Genomic DNA, 15,326 nt, shown 5'->3' on the forward strand with positions numbered 1-15,326 from the left:
ACCGCCCGAAACCTGTGCGAGATCAACAGTTCTCGCCATGTGTGCTTTACAATAAGCGAAATAATTCGGGTGCATAACCGTGAATAAAAATCGATCCCCCCGGGCTCCCCTGGCCAGGCATAGGACATATTAACGGCCTATCGAGAGTAGACATCCTCGCTGATTGTGCTGCCCGGACCTGCAGACCTGTCGAAGTTTCCATCTATTGACCCGAAAATCCTGTTCGCGGCGTTGGACATACCATTCCTATCTGGTCAATCCTGAACGAGCGCGCGCAACCGCTCGTGCCATGCGGTTTCCCTGGCTTCCTTGCTAGTGGGGTGCTGTTGGTCTGGAATCCTTCCCAGCGAAAAGCGGCAATGTCCCAGGTGGCGCTCTGGTCGGTGGCACCAGCAATGGCCGAGTCGGTGTTTCCTGTTCTTTCTGGCGCAGGTGATCCAGGATCCGGTCGATGACGTCCTGGTCCTCGATACAGGCGATGACCCTGGCAGATCCGCCGCAGCGGCTGCAGACCTCGATGTCGATACTGAACACATGTTTTAGGCGCTGGGCCCAGGTCATGGCGGTATGGCGCTCGGCGGGTGTGCGGACTTCTGCGTTGGAGATAGACTTGATGCCTTTCCCAGGCCTGGCTGGCGTGACCAGCCCACGCCAGCGGTGGTTTGGAGCGAGAACGCCATGGTAGCGGGTGAGGTTGACCCTCGGCTTCGGCACCAGTGCCGCCAAACGGGCAACGAAATCCACCGGCTCGAAGGCCACCTGGGTCGTTCCATCCCGGTACGGAGTTTTCAGCGTGTAGACCACCTTTCCCGTGGAGCTCAGTGACAGGCGGGGAACAGCCACGGCCGGGCGGGATATATAGCGGCACAGCCTCTCACGTTTTTCTTTTTGATGCCCTTCGCAACTCACACCGGCATGCATGGAGAATCCGTTGGCCTTGGCGACCCGCTCCAAACCAGGATCAGGTCGCTCCAGCGGGCGGATAGTGCGGATCATGAACGCTTTCTGGCCTTGCTGTGAGCCAACGGCTATGCGGTAGGAGATGGAACTGCCCAGGATCTGTGGCATGGCATCGGTATCCTCGGCGGGGTCGAGGTCCAGCCAGGCACTCTCGGTGTCCTGTTCCAGCATGCCCTGGCGCTCGAGGCAGCGGCCTACGCGTTGGCTGATCAGTTGAACCAACTCCTCCAACTCGCCTTTGTCCGGTGCCTTGACGCGGCGAAATCGGGGTGGTCGATTGTCGCGATACACATAGACGCCATCCAGAAACAGGATGTGGAAATGTATGTTGAGGTTCAGGGCGGAACCGAAGCGCTGGATTAGCGTTACTGCCCCGGTGGCGCCATCCCTGAGCGATAATCCGGCCTTGTGGATCAAGTGGGTGGAGATCGCCCGGTAAACGATGCCCAGCACCTTGCCCATGGCCTGGGGGTAGGCCGCAAACAGGTAGCGCAGGGGAAAGGGGAAGCTGATGACCCACTGGCGAAGCGGGACATCGGGAAATACCTCATCGGCCAGCAGGGCGGCGGTCTCGGCCATGCGGCGGGCGCCACAACTGGGGCAGAACCCGCGTTTCTTGCAGGAAAAAGCTACCAGACGCTCGAAGTGGCATTTGTCGCAGCGCACCCGGAGAAAGCCGTGCTCTAGGCGACCGCACTTCAGGTAAGCCTCAAATTCCCGGTGGACATGTGCAGGTAGGGATTTACCCTGCTGGGCCAGTTGGTCCACAAGGGCGGGGTAGTGCGTTTCGACGAGCTGGTAGAGTAGTGTCTGCTCGGGTAGATGGCGTTCGTAAGCGGTTTTGCCAAGGCCATCCCTGCCTTGTGCCAACATGGTGGTTCCGCCTTGGAGACCAGGAAGACCGAACAAACCAGCCTGTATCGGGAGGCCGGATAATGCCACATCAGAAGTGGCCTCCGAGCCTGTCGCGATTCATCCAATGCGGTAGTTTACCGAGGGGAAGAAGGCGTAAGACACTCGCTGCTCACGTCACTACAGAGCGAAAGCGGGTAGTGACGTGGGCGCCTCCGCTCTACGGCAATAATCTCAGTACCGCATCTGCTAAATGCGTTTTCAGGCTTGGTTCCACTGGAACCACTGCATTAAGTAGCGAAATTTGTGAATACCCGTGTGCAAAAACCGCGCTCAATGTCGCTGAAGTGTCATTTTTCGACCGGGTCCTAACAATCAAAGCACCAGGTGTTCTATAAAAACCACAGCGGATGCGGATCGAATTCCCTGTGACACCCGTGTTACGTGTTCGTATAGTAGACCCACTAGACGCGGCCACTGCGGAAAAGTGGCAAGGATGACCCCACCTTGCGCAAGCGAAGGGGGTAGGCAGAGTCTCGTTGTTTTGGAATCTGCTGAACGCGTCACTCAGGGCCTATTTAGACGCAGCGGTCAGAAATGACCCGGCCCATCTTCGAAATATCGCGGTGCCGCATCATGTGGGTAGCGCTCATTCAAACCTCTCCCACTCGTTATGGGAATCTGTTCCAAAACCACTGTTGATAGTCGGGCGCTCATGCCCGGTTTGAACAACAGTCTCTTCAATCACGCAAACACACTGGCGGTCAGTGCGTTCTGCTCAACTTAAAAAGGAGAAATCCACCCCCAGCTTTTGACTGGATAACCGTTGGTTTGCACGGGCCAGTTTTCTTGCGAAAACACACCGTGCTGTTTATGGCCAGACACATTCAGGTCAATCGGGATTGGTGTCCCGTGATCGTACTGCTTCGGCAGGCCTGCGCAGCAATGTTGCCAGGTGATCAGAAACACTCACCTACGGATGCAACACTATGAGAGACCTGAACTACCAACTGAAATTGTTATGCAAACACAGTCACGAAGGCAGCTTCGAAACCCGGGTGGGCCGAGAGCGCCAGCTGAGCGCTATCGCCAACCAGTTACACGACTTGGGGTTCCGACAATTGAAGGCCACTTCTTTGAAACAAAAGCATGTCCAGACCCTGGTGGACCTGTGGCTCAAACAAAACCTCTCCCCTGGCACCATCAAGAACCGGATGAGCTGTTTGCGCTGGTGGGCAGAGAAGGTGAACAAACGGGCTGTAGTAGCCGGCAGTAACGATTTCTATGGCATACCGGACCGGCAGTTTGTGTCCGAGCAGAGCAAGGCGAAAGACCTGGCCCAGGAGCAACTCGCTCAGGTCAAGGATGAACACGTTCGCATGAGCTTGCGCCTGCAACAGGCCTTTGGGCTAAGGCGGGAAGAAGCCTTAAAGATTCAGCCCCGCTGGGCGGACCGGGGCAAGCACCTGCATCTCAAGGCCCGCTGGACCAAGGGCGGGCGAGAACGCACAGTGCCCATTCGCACCATAGAGCAGCGAGCTTTACTGGAACAGGCAAAACAACTGGCCGGGTTGGGTTCTCTGATCCCCAGTGGCCGGCAGTACATCGAGCAGCTGAGAATCTACGAGCGCCACACTGCCAATGCCGGGTTATCGAAAATGCATGGCCTGCGCCATGCCTATGCCCAGCAACGCTACCAGGAGCTCACGGGCTGGCCATCGCCCCATGCGGGTGGGCCTACCAAAGGAAAACTCAGTGAGGCTCAAAGGCGAAGGGACCATGAGGCCCGCCTGACGATAAGCAAAGAGCTGGGCCATGTCAGAGAGCAGATCACTGCTGTCTACCTGGGGCGCTGAGAGATGACTTCGATTCTTCCACGATTTATTCGTTTGCGTGATGCCCCCGGCTACTTAGGAATGGACAAGAACCGATTCAACCGGGAGGTTCGGATAAGCCTCACGGAAATTCCCATTGGCAAGCAGGGCATTGCCTTTGATCGGCTTGAAATGGACGCCTGGGCGGAGCACTATATGAAACGCTGTGGGTGTTCGCCAAAGCATAGAGGAGATTTCCTATGTCAAAGCGAATCCCGGGCCTCTACAAGAGAGGCACCCAGGGCATCTGGCACGTTGATAAACGCGTCAGGGGGTATGGCCGACTTCACGAGAGCACTGGAACAAGTGAGCTCGAGGAGGCGGAAAGGTACCTGATTAGACGATTGGAAGAGCTGCGCAAGGCGACTGTTTATGGCATTCGACCTGAGCGCACTTTTCGGCAGGCGGCCACCAGGTTTTTGCTGGATTACCAGCATAAGCGCAGTATTGGCCGTTACGCACAATCCCTGAGAATTCTGGACCCGCATATAGGTGATCTGCCTTTGCGCCGGGTCCATCAGGGCACGCTGGAGTCGTTCATCCGGCACCGTCGGAAGCAGGGTATGAGAGCCAACACCATTAACCGCGATCTGGCGGTGGTGCGGCGAATTCTGACGCTTGCCGCCCGATTATGGCGGGATGACTCGGGTTTGACCTGGCTTGAAACAGCCCCTTTGCTGCAGTTGCTTGACTGTGACGATGCCCGAAAGCCATATCCCCTATCATGGGACGAGCAGGCGAGGCTGTTTGCGCGCTTGCCGGAACACTTAAGGGAAATGGCCTTGTTCAAGGTCAATACTGGAACGCGGGAACAGGAAGTGGTTTGTTTACGGTGGGATTGGGAAGTATCAATTCCGGAGCTGAAAACCAGCGTCTTTGTTGTCCCGGGTGGCGGTGTTAAGAATGGGGAGGATCGACTGGTAGTGATGAATGCCGAAGCGCGGGCGGTGATCAATCGCCAACGTGGGAGGAACCCGGAATATGTTTTTACCTACTCGAAGGGTCAGCCTGTTGATCGCATAAATACCAAGGCGTGGCGCAGGGCGCGGGAGGAAGCTGGATTACCTCAGGCGCGGGTACATGATTTGAAGCATACCTTCGGTCGCCGGTTGCGGGCCAAAGGCGTCAGTCATGAAACCCGGCAGGTTCTCCTGGGCCATAAGAACGGCCAGATCACCACGCATTACTCCGCTGCAGAAATTGGGGAACTGATAGACGCGGTGGAGAAAGTGAGTTGGTCCGGTAGTTCAGCGCCGACGCTGACCTTGATTAAAAATGAAAACTCCCGCAAATCTCCCGCAGTTGGGAGACGGGAAAACGTAAAATTGGTTTGATCGATTTGTAAGTTGCTGTTTTTGAAGGTAAAAAATGGTAGCTACGGGTGGACTTGAACCACCGACCCCAGCATTATGAATGCTGTGCTCTAACCAGCTGAGCTACGTAGCCACAATTTGAGGAGGCGAATTCTGGTCATTTTCGGCTCAATTGTCAAGAATTCTGCCCGGCCCGCGAGGTGGGTCAGACGTTGATCACACGTTAAGTCGGCGAAGGTGGCCAGTACCCTAGGTTTCATGCGGGTTCCCGGTTTTTTGAGGTTCGAAAATTCCGGGTCGGTACCCCCAAAAGTACCCCCTTCCGCAGCGGCTTTGATTGGACCCTGATAGCGCTTGCTGGATACTGCCCAAGAAGTTCAATTTCATCCTTGCTGAAACGAAAGTCCGGAAAGATGAAATTCCTGCGCCCTAGTGCCTGATCCTGCCAGAATTCAGTATGATTAAGCAAATCGTTTCCTTGGATGATGTAGGGCTGGTGGCTGCTTGCTCCTGGAGCTCTCATTGGGCAGGTTGTTTCCCCAAGCCCGGTCGGATGGTCGGTTACAGCGTAGAGTTCAGCCATCAGCTTTCTAGTTCCGCTGCATCCATCGGGTCACCGCTGCTTTCATGGCGGCAGGGCAGTGCATCATGATTCGATGCTCATGTTGTTCTCAGTTGTGCGAGTCCTCAACCGTTGTCAGTAGCGCTTGATGTTGTCGACCCACTTCCGCAGTTCATCAATGCCTTCCTCGTCGAGCTCATAGATTCGCCACTGAGCTGCTATGCGAACTCGCACCAGCCTGGCAGTGCGTAGTGCCTTCAGGTGTTGCGAGATGGCCGGTGCGCTGATATCGAATCGTCCGGCAATTTCACCGGACGACAGGGGACCCTGCGCCAAGGTCTCGATGATCCGGCGGCGGGTGGGATCTGCAAGAGCAGCAAAGCTGTCCATTTTATGATAATGTTGGTTTTGCTTAATTAAGTCAATCGTACATCATTCGGCGTGCTGATTACATTCGATGCAACACCCTGCGGGAGGCGGACCGCTATAGGGGCTTCGATCGCCGAGCACTCTTGGTTTGGATGCCACCGCAAGAGTGCTGCCCAGCCGCCGAAGTATGATAAAAGGGATGCGTCTATCGATCCCATCCTCGGCTAGACAGCCGGGAGTTCGATCATGATGATCGTACTGTGGTGGCGCTGATCGAGAGGACATAGCGCATGGAGATACGCCACCTTCGATATTTCATCGCCGTCGCCGAAGAATTGCACTTCAGTCGTGCTGCCGAACGACTGAATATCGAGCAATCTCCCTTGTCGCGCACCATCAAGCAACTCGAAACCGAACTGGGAGCCGTACTGTTCGACCGTGCCAGCCGGGGTACACGGCTGACTTGGGCCGGCCAGGTATTCCTGGAGGATGCCCGCCGTGTCTTGTTAGGCATTGATCAGGCCAAGGCTAACGTCAAAGCTGCCGCTACGGGCTATCGCGGCACACTGCGTATTGCATTGTCCGACGGCATCGCTCGCAGTCGTTTGACCACATTACTGGCGCTTTGCCGGGAAGAGGAGCCGGAAGTCGAGATCCGCCTGTTTGAGACACCTCTCTCGCAGCAACTGAAAGGTCTCCGCAGTGATCTGTATGACGCCGGCTTCGCGCTGTCCGATGACGTAGTCGACGGTATCGTCGCCGAGCCGGTCTGGCATGATGCTTTGGTAGTGGCTGTACCAATCAGACATCCCCTATTGGTGCATAAGCGAGTACCCCTGCATGAAGTCATGAACTACCCGCTGGTACTCTGCCGCCCGGAAGTTTGCCAGGGATGTAGCCAACAACTGGACCGCCTACTCAATTTGGTTGATGCGCAACCCGTCGTAGCAGAGCGTGTAGCCACGCATGATTTGATGCTGACATTGGTGGCTGCGGGCTATGGGGTCGGCTTCTCCAACATGGCCCGGCTTGAAGCCTCCCATCATAAGGACGTCATTATCAGACCGCTGGCGGGCAACCCGTTCATGATGACGACCTACCTGCTACGGCCAGACAGTGATCCGTCCGAGCAGTTGAACAGCTTCATGCACCGCGTAAATCACGTCGGATCGTGAAAATTCGCATGTAGCCATTCTTTTTTTGTCTGACATTAGACCTGCCAGGCAACACACCGCCGCTTCTTCCCAAGAGATTGTGACCGGCCCAGGTCCATCGCACCAGCGGTGCATACTAAAGACAGTCCTTGTGGCGGCCAGTCGTGGTCGCGTGGTCTCAGGTACAAGAGGAGTGGATCAGCATCCAGACACCAAAAGTCTGGCTCGGTTGATCGATCTGCACTGGATCTGGCTCAGATACGACAGGTCTTTACTTGAGAGAGACATCTTCCAACACTGATTCGTGGCGTGGGACAGCCAGCACTAGTAGCGAAGAATCCAAGACAAATGGGGTGTTGCAGCACTTCCTATATTGCCTTATCGCTACTGGCCATTGACGTCAGTCTACCCATGTGTGAACTGCTGTCCAGTGAGGAAGGTACCTCCTCTACTGGCTTGGGGAACTGTCGCTAACACTTTGCCAGGAGGGCCAGGTGGCTGGAACGAACAATGGGCAAGAACAATGACACTCAGCATACCAAAATCTTTTATCGACCAATCGAAGCCGCGATTCGGTGGAGCAGCTTGATGCGGGTTGAAGCCAGGATTCTTCGTGAATTCGCCGGGAAGTGCGTGCCAGGCCCAAATGATTTCCCAAGGTGGCCGGGGCTCAAGCTCAACATCGAACGCATCCTGGATGGCCTCAGAAACGGTGAACTGCATTACGGAAAAGGCGGCGTTACTCGCGACGATCCAGCACTACTCGACGACCCTGATCTCACCATTCGCCATGTCGATCTCAAAGCCTGGATGTCCCAATTCTATCCCGATCAAAAACCTGAATTTCTGTTCGACGATATGGAGCGACAACTGCACCCCGCTATCAGCGCGGACACCATGCAAGTCTTGCTGGCCGATCGTGAAGCGCTGAAACTGAGGATTGCCGACATGGAACAAAGTTTACAGATCCTGCAGGATAAACATCGCCTACTGAGCGAACAGAGCAAAAATCAGGAAGCGGCTGAGCGTGATATTTCGACCAGAAGCGAGGCCACCTATCTCAGCATCGTCGGCGGTCTGTTGACGTTGCTGCTTGGTCAATCTCCTAGCGGCAAGCGCTACTCTTCATTTAACACCACTGATTCCATAATAAGCACATTGCTGGCCTACTACCCAGGCCGTCCAGGGCTCAGCGAAAGAACCTTGTGGTCGAAGTTCAAGGCTGCCAAACAACATATCAATACCGATCCATACTGACTGCAATTGCAGGCCCGTCTTCTGCAATTGCAGTGCAATGCGTACCGTCAGGGCATGAAATGGCGAGCACGTTCCTCAACACGCTAACGAGCGTCCAGGAGTGCTCAATATGTCCTCACAATCTCTCCCGACACAACCGGTCGAACGCCGCATCTTGCGCCGTGCCGAGGTTGAAGCCAAGACCGGCTTCAAGCGCGCGCACATTTACAACCTGATGAAAGCGGGCAAATTTCCCAAGGCGCTGCGCCTTGGTGTGCGCGCCGTGGGCTGGGACGCTGCCGAAATCGACCAGTGGATCGAAGACCGCCTCAACGAGCGTACCTGACGTTTCCTTTTCGGACTAATCCATTCGAGGAGGAAACACATGCAGGTGGTATCCATCATTTCGACCAAAGGCGGCGTGGGCAAGACCACCACGGCCGCCAACCTGGGCGGCATCGCGGCCGATGCGGGGCTGCGCGTCCTGTTGCTCGACTTGGACGTGCAGCCCACCCTGTCCAGCTATTTCACGCTGCATTCCCATGCGCCGGGTGGCATCTATGAGCTGCTGGCCTTCAATGAGCAGGATCATGCCCGCCTGATATCGCACACCGTCATCGACGGCTTGGACCTGATACTGTCCAATGACGACAAGGGACAACTGAATACCCTGTTGTTGCATGCGCCCGACGGTCGGCTGCGGCTGCGCAATCTGCTACCTGCGTTCCGCCCCCACTATGACCTGCTGCTGATCGATACCCAGGGCGCACGCAGCGTCCTGCTGGAGATGGCGGTACTGGCCTCCGACCTTGCCCTCTCTCCGGTCACGCCCGAGATTCTGGCAGCACGGGAATTCCGCCGTGGCACCCTGCAATTGATGCAGGACATCGCGCCCTACCGGCGTCTTGGCATCGAACCGCCGCCGCTGCAACTGCTCATCAACCGAGTTCACTCGGTCTCCGCCAATGCGCGGCTGATCCAGGAGGCGCTGCACGACCTGTTTGCCACTGAGCCAGGCATCGTCGTGCTCGATACCCGCATCCCGGCCATCGAAGCCTACCCCCGTGCCTCGACCCAGGCCCAGCCCGTTCACCGGGTGGAGTACCGCCGCCCCAAAGGGCGAGTCACGCCGGCTGCCTTCGACACCATGCGCACACTGGCCTGCGAGTTGTTTCCCGCCTGGGAATCAGTATTCAACCAGTTGCGAGCTGGTGCGCATCAGAGGGTTGGCACATGAACCGCTTCCCCATTCCGGCGCGGGGTTACAAGCGCCTCAAGCCACTGATCGAGTTTGCCCTGAACGAAGGCTGGGAAGTCACTCGCACCGCTGGGGGCCATCTGCGATTCACCAAGCCCGGACTACCCGCGATCTACACGGGCTCGACACCCAGTGACCATCGGTCCACGCGCAATGCCCTCGCACGCATGCGGCGACAGGCGCGAGCGGCTGCCAAGGAGGGGGGCAACGATGGCTGACCTGACCCCCAAGGACATGGCTGACAAGCTACTGGCCGACCAGTTCCAGCGCAGCGGCCCAGAGGCTGAGGCATTGAGCGACCCCATCGCCGACACAGCCATGACGGTGACGCTGGACCAGCTGCAGCCGTATGACCTCAATCCGCGTGTGACACGCAACCCCCTATACGACGAGATCAAGGACTCGATCCGCGAACGCGGACTCGATTCGCCGCCAGCCATCACTCGTCGGCCCGGTGAGCCACATTACATCATCCGCAACGGGGGCAACACACGACTGGCCATCCTGCGAGAGCTATGGACGGAAACCAAGGAAGAACGCTTCTTCCGTATTCCCTGCCTGTTCCGCCCGTGGTCGGAGCGGGGCGAGATCGTCGCCCTGACCGGCCATCTGGCCGAGAACGAACTGCATGGCGGACTGACGTTCATCGAACGTGCTCTTGGTATCGAGAAGGCCCGGGAGCTGTACGAGATCGAATCGGGCGAGACGTTGACACAAACCGAGTTGGCGCGACGCCTCACTGCCGATGGTTACCCCATCGCCCAGCCGCACATCAGCCGCATGCAGGATGCCGTCACCTATCTGCTTCCCGCCATGCCGACCGTGCTCTACGGCGGCCTCGGCCGACCGCAGATCGAACGTTTGTCGGCGTTACGCAAATCCAGCGCAAGAGCCTGGGACGCCCGTTGCGGGGACCGGCCTTCGGGCATCGACTTTCCAGCTCTGTTCCACGACGTGCTGGCGTCATTCGACCACGCAGCCGATGATTTCTCGGTCGGGCGCGTACAGGACGAATTGATCGGGCAGATGGCGGAGTTGCTTGACGTCGACTACGACACCTTAACGCTGGACATCACGGAGCCCGAAAGCCGTCACCGCTTCCTGACCAGCGATCCGATCCAACACCCTCCAGCGCTGGTCGAGGCACCACCGCCTCCCGTCAGCCCCGAGAGAACGCACCAGCCGCCTTCCTCTCCGGCCGACACATCACGTACTTCAGCGCCGGTTTCAAAACCCTCCCTGGAAGATGCACCTCCGGCCCGGGAGCCCGCTCGATCCCCGGCCTCCACTGACAACACCGAACCGCCGGATGAGGATCGGAACGAACGACTCGCGGGGAACATCGTCTCGCCGGCGACAACGACCGATCGGTTGCAGGACATCCAACGCCTGGTCGCCGACAGGACGGGCGACGCACTGGAGGACTTCGCATCGAACGTGCTGAAGGCCATCCCCGTGCAGGCGGGCGGTCTCTACCCCATCACGGATGTCTGGCACATCGAGCCCGGACTGGATGCACCGGACAGCCTGCGGGTGCATATCGCGCAGTTCGCCGGTGAAATCGCGGACGAGGCGGGCCAAGCCGAACACATTCAGCCGATCGATACAGGCATCGGTTTCATCTGCGACATGAGCATACTCGCCACCGATGGCCGCGTGGTACCGATGATCGGCCGGGCCGTTCTCACCCTGCTCCATGCACTCAGTACGGGATACCAGTCATCGAGCTCCCCCCTTGGCGATCTCGACAATCTACGGTTGCTGGATTCTCTGGGGCCACTGCTGCAAGGGCGACAGGGCACCGGCAGCGGTCAGGTCTCGCGCCTGAGCGACAACGGTCTGGTCAAGCTGTTTCGCCTGTTGCGGCTATCGCGCCGCCTGGTGGAACTGGAATCGGGCACCGGGGCGGACACCACGACGCCCCCCGGTTCATAGGGTTTCGGGAGGCAGCATGTCGGTACCGCATCCACTCAACCAAGCTGTGATCGCACAGGCGTTGCACGATCTGCGCAACGGTCAGTTGCGTCGCTGCAAGGCCATGGGTTTCGGCGAGGAGGAACTGGGCGCCCTGAAACATCCGGCACTGGTCAGCGTACTGATCAATGCCACCGTGCCCTGGTGCTCGGTGACCGTGAACCGCGACGTGCTGCAACGCCTGCTGCGCCAAGTGGCGGATGTCGAAAAGGAGATAGCCGCCGTCGATCGTATGCTGCGCCTGGGCGCCAGCACCGAGATGGTGAGCAAGTTCTACGGGCTGACGCATCAGGAAGTGGCCTTGCGCCGCGACATTCTCGGCCTGCCCAAGCGCAAGGGCCGTCATCCAGAGCTGAATGAGGCACAGGACACTGAGCTGTGGCGGCGCTGGGAGCCCGAGGTCAAGCAGCGTGGCATCGCGCTCGATGACTCTATGGCGATGCTGGAACTCACCCTGGATCTGGCCGAGGACCTCGACTTGCCAGCCTCCGTTTTGTGGTTAACCATCCATGGCTGGATCGATCAGGGCCTGGTGTAAGCCATGGCCACCGACGATCCCGGCCGACCCAAAGGCCCCGTCTCGCTGGCGGCGCTCCTCGATGAAGCCACCCAACACCTGAAACCCTCCTCGGAGGAATCCACCCCACAGGATGGCTTCCTGTTCAGCGGTAACCGTCACGAGAGTGTTCCCAGGGGACTGTTCCTCGATCGCCGCCTGACACCCCTGGAGCGCAATGCCTGGCAGGTGTTTCGCCTGCTGCTGAACGATGATGGCGTGACCGCCTTTCCCACCTACGAGCGCCTGCGACCCTACCTGGCATCGATGCCATGTACGGCCAAGGCATCCCACGAAACCGTGGCCCGTGCACTGACCCAGTTGCGATTGACCCGATGGCTTAGCCTGGTGCGGCGACGACGGGACGCCCGTTCCGGACGCATCCAGGGCAACCTCTACGTGCTGCATGACGAACCGCTGTCCCCCTTCGAGGCCATGCAGCTCGACACCGAATACCTGGGGCTGGTCAGCCAGGCACTGACACACTCGGCGAAAGCGGTGCGGGTCGTCGGTGTCCATACGCTCAGGGAAATCACCGAGGACCCGATGGTCAGCGGTCGGACACTGCCGTCACGTCTGCAGGTGATGGCGCAGCGGCTGGCCGAGCAGAACTGGGACGCCAATATCAGTGATCAAGAGCCTGTGGATAACCCTAAAACCGTAGAAAGCGCCCAAGGCCTTCTACGGCATTACGACGAGCCGCTTTCCGAATCGGAATCAGGGCGCAAAGCCCCGTCAGACGGCACGCTTCCGATTCCGAAGAATGACAGTACAGTACGTAAAAGAAGTATTAAAAATAATAAAGTACGTACTGTACTGCGCGAGTTGGAATATCTGGACCTGCCACCGCGTTTTCATCGCCTCGATGACGAGCAGCAAGCCGGGGCATTACTCGCACTCAGGAAGGTCGACAGCGAACTGCAACAGGCCGTGCTAGACGAATGGGACGTTCGCTGTTGTGACAGTCACGTGCAAAAGCCAGCCAACTACCTGTTTGGCATCATCCAGCGGGCCATCCGGGGAGAGTTCCATGCGTGGGCCGGTGTCGGCCCGTCCAGGAAAGATCCACCGCCGACGCCAGCACATCGGATAGACACCGAGACTGAACGCCCAGCTCAACCAGTGGACCCGGAACAGGCGAAGGCCCATATCGCCTGCCTTCAAGCGATGTTCCGCAGTACTTGATGGAATTATGCCAGTGGCATAAGGCTATCGACGGCTATCGCAGTCTCCTTCCGGAAACAGGCAGTGTGTGAGTGCGGTTTGTTTACTGACTGCCTTCCGGACTTTGTCGATGCTGGCGGCTCGATTCTTCACAGCGAGTCGCTGACATGGCCAACGAATCTCTGCAACTGAACCTCGGATCGCTGCGCAGCGCGATGGCGCTGACGCTGCACACCCACCACGCCTCCCGCATCTGGCATGGGCGCGCCGCCTCGGAAGGCAAGCCGGGCATCATCGGCCTCAACGCCTTCCTGTCGATCATGAACAAGCTCAAGCGCGGGGCTGAACAGGACGACCCCTACTCGGACTGGTGGATGCTGCGGGTCGAGGAGAAGATCAACGACACCCGGACACGACTGCAGGCCCTGCGCGAACAGGTGGACCAGGCCCTGGCGGATGTACCGGCGGCCCTCAGCCTGGGGGACAACCTCAACGTCCAGCCCATCAAGCTGCCCCTGTTTGTCAATGCCCAGCTCGGCTTCATGGCGGTCTATCTGCTCGCCGACTACGACGAGCTGGCACGCCGCCTGATCCTGGCGCATCACACCGCGTTGATCGATCGCAGCACCCTGGAACGCTGGCTCAACGATGGGGCGCATGCCCTGCGCAGCCTGTTCTCGCTGGCCCAGCAGTACCGCTATTCCGGCACCTGCCGGGACGACTTTGCGGCCAACAACGCGGTGGCGCGGACGGCACGGGACAAGTTTGGAGACTTGCCCCAGGACGTACTCGAAGGCACCCGCCGTTCGCGCTTCGCGCCGCCGATCAACCGCCGATCGTCGCGAGATACCTCGGCCAAGCCAGCATCTCCCAGTGATGCGCCAGCCGACAAGGCCGGGGATGACGACGAAGCTGACGACAGCGTATCGCCAGACGAGGAGGCGCCAGCATGACTGAGTCAACACGTCTTGGTACGTCGCGGCGCTTTGCGCCCCTGGAACAGCCGGACTTCCAGCGCCTGGAACACGCTGCCTACCTAAAAGGCCTTTTAAAACCATTTAAGGGTAAGGGGAGTCTGGAGGACTGGGCCAACCAATGCATCGGGCTGCGCGACGACCTGATCAGCTTGGCGCTGCGGCACGTGCTGCCCCAAGCCCGTCAGGTGCCATTCAACCTGCTTGGCGTGCAACTGGCCCAGCAGACCACTGGCGCCGGGACCACCTTCCTGCGCTGGCGCAACCTCGACCGGTCATCCATGGGCGTCGCCCTGTGGGAGGGACTGATCGCCGCCCCTGCGACCCCCGTCTCGCTGATCGACGACCTGTACGCCATGGAGCTGCAGCGCATTGCCCTGAACATGCAGATCAGCCTCACCCACAGCATTGCCCGCCAGGCCCTGGACTGCGCCGGCAAGATGGCCCAGGCCGAAGCGGCCTATCACCGGCGTACCCAGGGGCACGCCACCACCAAGGAGTCAAACCCATGAGCACACACTTCTACGGCGAGGGCAATATCGGCTCTGCGCCAGAATACCGGGCTTTCAACAACGGCAATGATGAACCCCGTCGGCTGCTGCGACTGAACGTGTATTTCGACAATCCCATTCCTACCAAGGATGGGTATGAGGACCGCGGCGGTTTCTGGGCACCGGTGGAGCTGTGGCACCGCGACGCCGAACACTGGCAGACGCTGTACCAGAAGGGTATGCGCGTACTGGTGGAAGGCCGGACGGTACGCGACGAGTGGGAGGACGCCGAGGAGAACGAGCGCGTGACCTTCAAAATCGAGGCACGCCGGGTCGGTATCCTGCCGTATCGCATCGAGCGCGTGACCCTGGTGCCCAGGGAGCCCGACAGTGAGCCACCTGCTGACGAGTGAGCAAGGCCGTGAGCGGCTGCACCAACCTTCAGCCGCTCACTTTGCGCCAGCGACGGTTATACCACTGGTATAGCGCCACCGAAGCCCATCAACGTCCACTCTTCCCACCCTGCATGTTGCCCCTCATGCCACCCCGCATGTCACCCATCATGCCAGGCCAAAACCCGGAACCCAGC

Annotated in this window: 16 protein-coding genes and 1 tRNA gene; 13 read left to right on the top strand and 4 right to left on the bottom strand. The window is 58.7% G+C overall.

The features are described from left to right. Positions 1-312: 312 nt before the first annotated feature. A complete protein-coding gene (locus R3F50_11910) occupies positions 313-1,833 on the bottom strand; it encodes a transposase (protein MEZ5491007.1) in 1,521 nt (506 codons plus the stop codon). A 968-nt stretch (positions 1,834-2,801) separates the two neighbouring features. On the opposite strand from R3F50_11910, the gene R3F50_11915 reads away from it, so the two are divergent. Both R3F50_11915 and R3F50_11920 read left to right on the top strand, forming a co-directional pair. After that, a complete protein-coding gene (locus R3F50_11915; protein MEZ5491008.1) occupies positions 2,802-3,668 on the top strand; it encodes an integrase domain-containing protein in 867 nt (288 codons plus the stop codon). A 218-nt stretch (positions 3,669-3,886) separates the two neighbouring features. After that, positions 3,887-5,020, top strand: coding sequence for a site-specific integrase (locus tag R3F50_11920; protein ID MEZ5491009.1), 1,134 nt, complete (start codon positions 3,887-3,889; stop codon positions 5,018-5,020). 35 nt (positions 5,021-5,055) lie between these two features. Here R3F50_11920 and R3F50_11925 read toward each other — a convergent pair. The 3 genes from R3F50_11925 to R3F50_11935 form a co-directional block, all read right to left on the bottom strand. Continuing rightward, a tRNA-Met gene (locus R3F50_11925) sits at positions 5,056-5,132 on the bottom strand. Positions 5,133-5,255: 123 nt separating this feature from the next. Next, positions 5,256-5,582: a hypothetical protein gene (locus R3F50_11930; protein MEZ5491010.1), complete on the bottom strand. Its 327-nt coding sequence runs from the start codon at positions 5,580-5,582 to the stop codon at positions 5,256-5,258. A 114-nt stretch (positions 5,583-5,696) separates the two neighbouring features. Beyond that, a complete protein-coding gene (locus R3F50_11935) occupies positions 5,697-5,951 on the bottom strand; it encodes a metalloregulator ArsR/SmtB family transcription factor (GenBank protein MEZ5491011.1) in 255 nt (84 codons plus the stop codon). 269 nt (positions 5,952-6,220) lie between these two features. On the opposite strand from R3F50_11935, the gene R3F50_11940 reads away from it, so the two are divergent. The 11 genes from R3F50_11940 (at position 6,221) to R3F50_11990 (ending at position 15,150) form a co-directional block, all read left to right on the top strand. Next, positions 6,221-7,105 (top strand): LysR family transcriptional regulator, encoded by an 885-nt coding sequence (locus tag R3F50_11940; protein MEZ5491012.1) that lies wholly within the window; start codon positions 6,221-6,223, stop codon positions 7,103-7,105. Between the two features lie 489 nt (positions 7,106-7,594). Continuing rightward, complete coding sequence (locus R3F50_11945; protein ID MEZ5491013.1) at positions 7,595-8,341, top strand: hypothetical protein; 747 nt, start codon at positions 7,595-7,597, stop codon at positions 8,339-8,341. Between the two features lie 109 nt (positions 8,342-8,450). Continuing rightward, positions 8,451-8,666 (top strand): AlpA family transcriptional regulator, encoded by a 216-nt coding sequence (locus R3F50_11950; GenBank protein MEZ5491014.1) that lies wholly within the window; start codon positions 8,451-8,453, stop codon positions 8,664-8,666. A gap of 39 nt (positions 8,667-8,705) precedes the next feature. Next, on the top strand, positions 8,706-9,557 hold the full coding sequence (locus R3F50_11955; protein ID MEZ5491015.1) for a ParA family protein: 852 nt from the start codon (positions 8,706-8,708) through the stop codon (positions 9,555-9,557). Then, positions 9,554-9,796: a type II toxin-antitoxin system HicA family toxin gene (locus R3F50_11960; protein ID MEZ5491016.1), complete on the top strand. Its 243-nt coding sequence runs from the start codon at positions 9,554-9,556 to the stop codon at positions 9,794-9,796. Before R3F50_11955 ends, R3F50_11960 begins: the two co-directional genes overlap by 4 nt. Next, the gene (locus R3F50_11965) at positions 9,789-11,513 is read left to right on the top strand and encodes a hypothetical protein (protein ID MEZ5491017.1); all 1,725 of its coding nucleotides are present in this window, start codon (positions 9,789-9,791) and stop codon (positions 11,511-11,513) included. Before R3F50_11960 ends, R3F50_11965 begins: the two co-directional genes overlap by 8 nt. Positions 11,514-11,529: 16 nt before the next feature. Continuing rightward, the gene (locus R3F50_11970) at positions 11,530-12,090 is read left to right on the top strand and encodes a DUF2857 domain-containing protein (protein MEZ5491018.1); all 561 of its coding nucleotides are present in this window, start codon (positions 11,530-11,532) and stop codon (positions 12,088-12,090) included. 3 nt (positions 12,091-12,093) lie between these two features. Continuing rightward, a complete protein-coding gene (locus R3F50_11975; protein MEZ5491019.1) occupies positions 12,094-13,293 on the top strand; it encodes an STY4528 family pathogenicity island replication protein in 1,200 nt (399 codons plus the stop codon). A gap of 146 nt (positions 13,294-13,439) precedes the next feature. Beyond that, complete coding sequence (locus R3F50_11980) at positions 13,440-14,225, top strand: TIGR03761 family integrating conjugative element protein (protein MEZ5491020.1); 786 nt, start codon at positions 13,440-13,442, stop codon at positions 14,223-14,225. Then, positions 14,222-14,758, top strand: a complete 537-nt coding sequence (locus R3F50_11985; protein ID MEZ5491021.1) for a DUF3158 family protein — start codon at positions 14,222-14,224, stop codon at positions 14,756-14,758. Before R3F50_11980 ends, R3F50_11985 begins: the two co-directional genes overlap by 4 nt. Further along, positions 14,755-15,150 carry a single-stranded DNA-binding protein gene (locus tag R3F50_11990; GenBank protein ID MEZ5491022.1) on the top strand — a complete coding sequence of 132 codons (396 nt, stop codon included), beginning with the start codon at positions 14,755-14,757 and terminating at the stop codon, positions 15,148-15,150. Before R3F50_11985 ends, R3F50_11990 begins: the two co-directional genes overlap by 4 nt. The last annotated feature ends 176 nt before the right edge of the window (positions 15,151-15,326 follow it).

Source organism: Gammaproteobacteria bacterium (assembly GCA_041395725.1).
In the GTDB taxonomy this organism is placed as follows: domain Bacteria; phylum Pseudomonadota; class Gammaproteobacteria; order Pseudomonadales; family Pseudohongiellaceae; genus NORP240.

Excerpts from the sequence above, each read along its gene's own strand:
- R3F50_11965 (MEZ5491017.1), top strand. The coding sequence starts at position 9,789 with ATGGCTGACCTGACCCCCAAGGACATGGCTGACAAGCTACTGGCCGAC.
- R3F50_11980 (MEZ5491020.1), top strand. The coding sequence starts at position 13,440 with ATGGCCAACGAATCTCTGCAACTGAACCTCGGATCGCTGCGCAGCGCG.
- R3F50_11910 (MEZ5491007.1), bottom strand. The coding sequence starts at position 1,833 with ATGTTGGCACAAGGCAGGGATGGCCTTGGCAAAACCGCTTACGAACGC.
- R3F50_11940 (MEZ5491012.1), top strand. The coding sequence starts at position 6,221 with ATGGAGATACGCCACCTTCGATATTTCATCGCCGTCGCCGAAGAATTG.
- R3F50_11975 (MEZ5491019.1), top strand. The coding sequence starts at position 12,094 with ATGGCCACCGACGATCCCGGCCGACCCAAAGGCCCCGTCTCGCTGGCG.
- R3F50_11935 (MEZ5491011.1), bottom strand. The coding sequence starts at position 5,951 with ATGGACAGCTTTGCTGCTCTTGCAGATCCCACCCGCCGCCGGATCATC.
- R3F50_11950 (MEZ5491014.1), top strand. The coding sequence starts at position 8,451 with ATGTCCTCACAATCTCTCCCGACACAACCGGTCGAACGCCGCATCTTG.
- R3F50_11945 (MEZ5491013.1), top strand. The coding sequence starts at position 7,595 with ATGGGCAAGAACAATGACACTCAGCATACCAAAATCTTTTATCGACCA.
- R3F50_11930 (MEZ5491010.1), bottom strand. The coding sequence starts at position 5,582 with ATGGCTGAACTCTACGCTGTAACCGACCATCCGACCGGGCTTGGGGAA.
- R3F50_11990 (MEZ5491022.1), top strand. The coding sequence starts at position 14,755 with ATGAGCACACACTTCTACGGCGAGGGCAATATCGGCTCTGCGCCAGAA.
- R3F50_11960 (MEZ5491016.1), top strand. The coding sequence starts at position 9,554 with ATGAACCGCTTCCCCATTCCGGCGCGGGGTTACAAGCGCCTCAAGCCA.
- R3F50_11915 (MEZ5491008.1), top strand. The coding sequence starts at position 2,802 with ATGAGAGACCTGAACTACCAACTGAAATTGTTATGCAAACACAGTCAC.
- R3F50_11920 (MEZ5491009.1), top strand. The coding sequence starts at position 3,887 with ATGTCAAAGCGAATCCCGGGCCTCTACAAGAGAGGCACCCAGGGCATC.
- R3F50_11955 (MEZ5491015.1), top strand. The coding sequence starts at position 8,706 with ATGCAGGTGGTATCCATCATTTCGACCAAAGGCGGCGTGGGCAAGACC.
- R3F50_11970 (MEZ5491018.1), top strand. The coding sequence starts at position 11,530 with ATGTCGGTACCGCATCCACTCAACCAAGCTGTGATCGCACAGGCGTTG.
- R3F50_11985 (MEZ5491021.1), top strand. The coding sequence starts at position 14,222 with ATGACTGAGTCAACACGTCTTGGTACGTCGCGGCGCTTTGCGCCCCTG.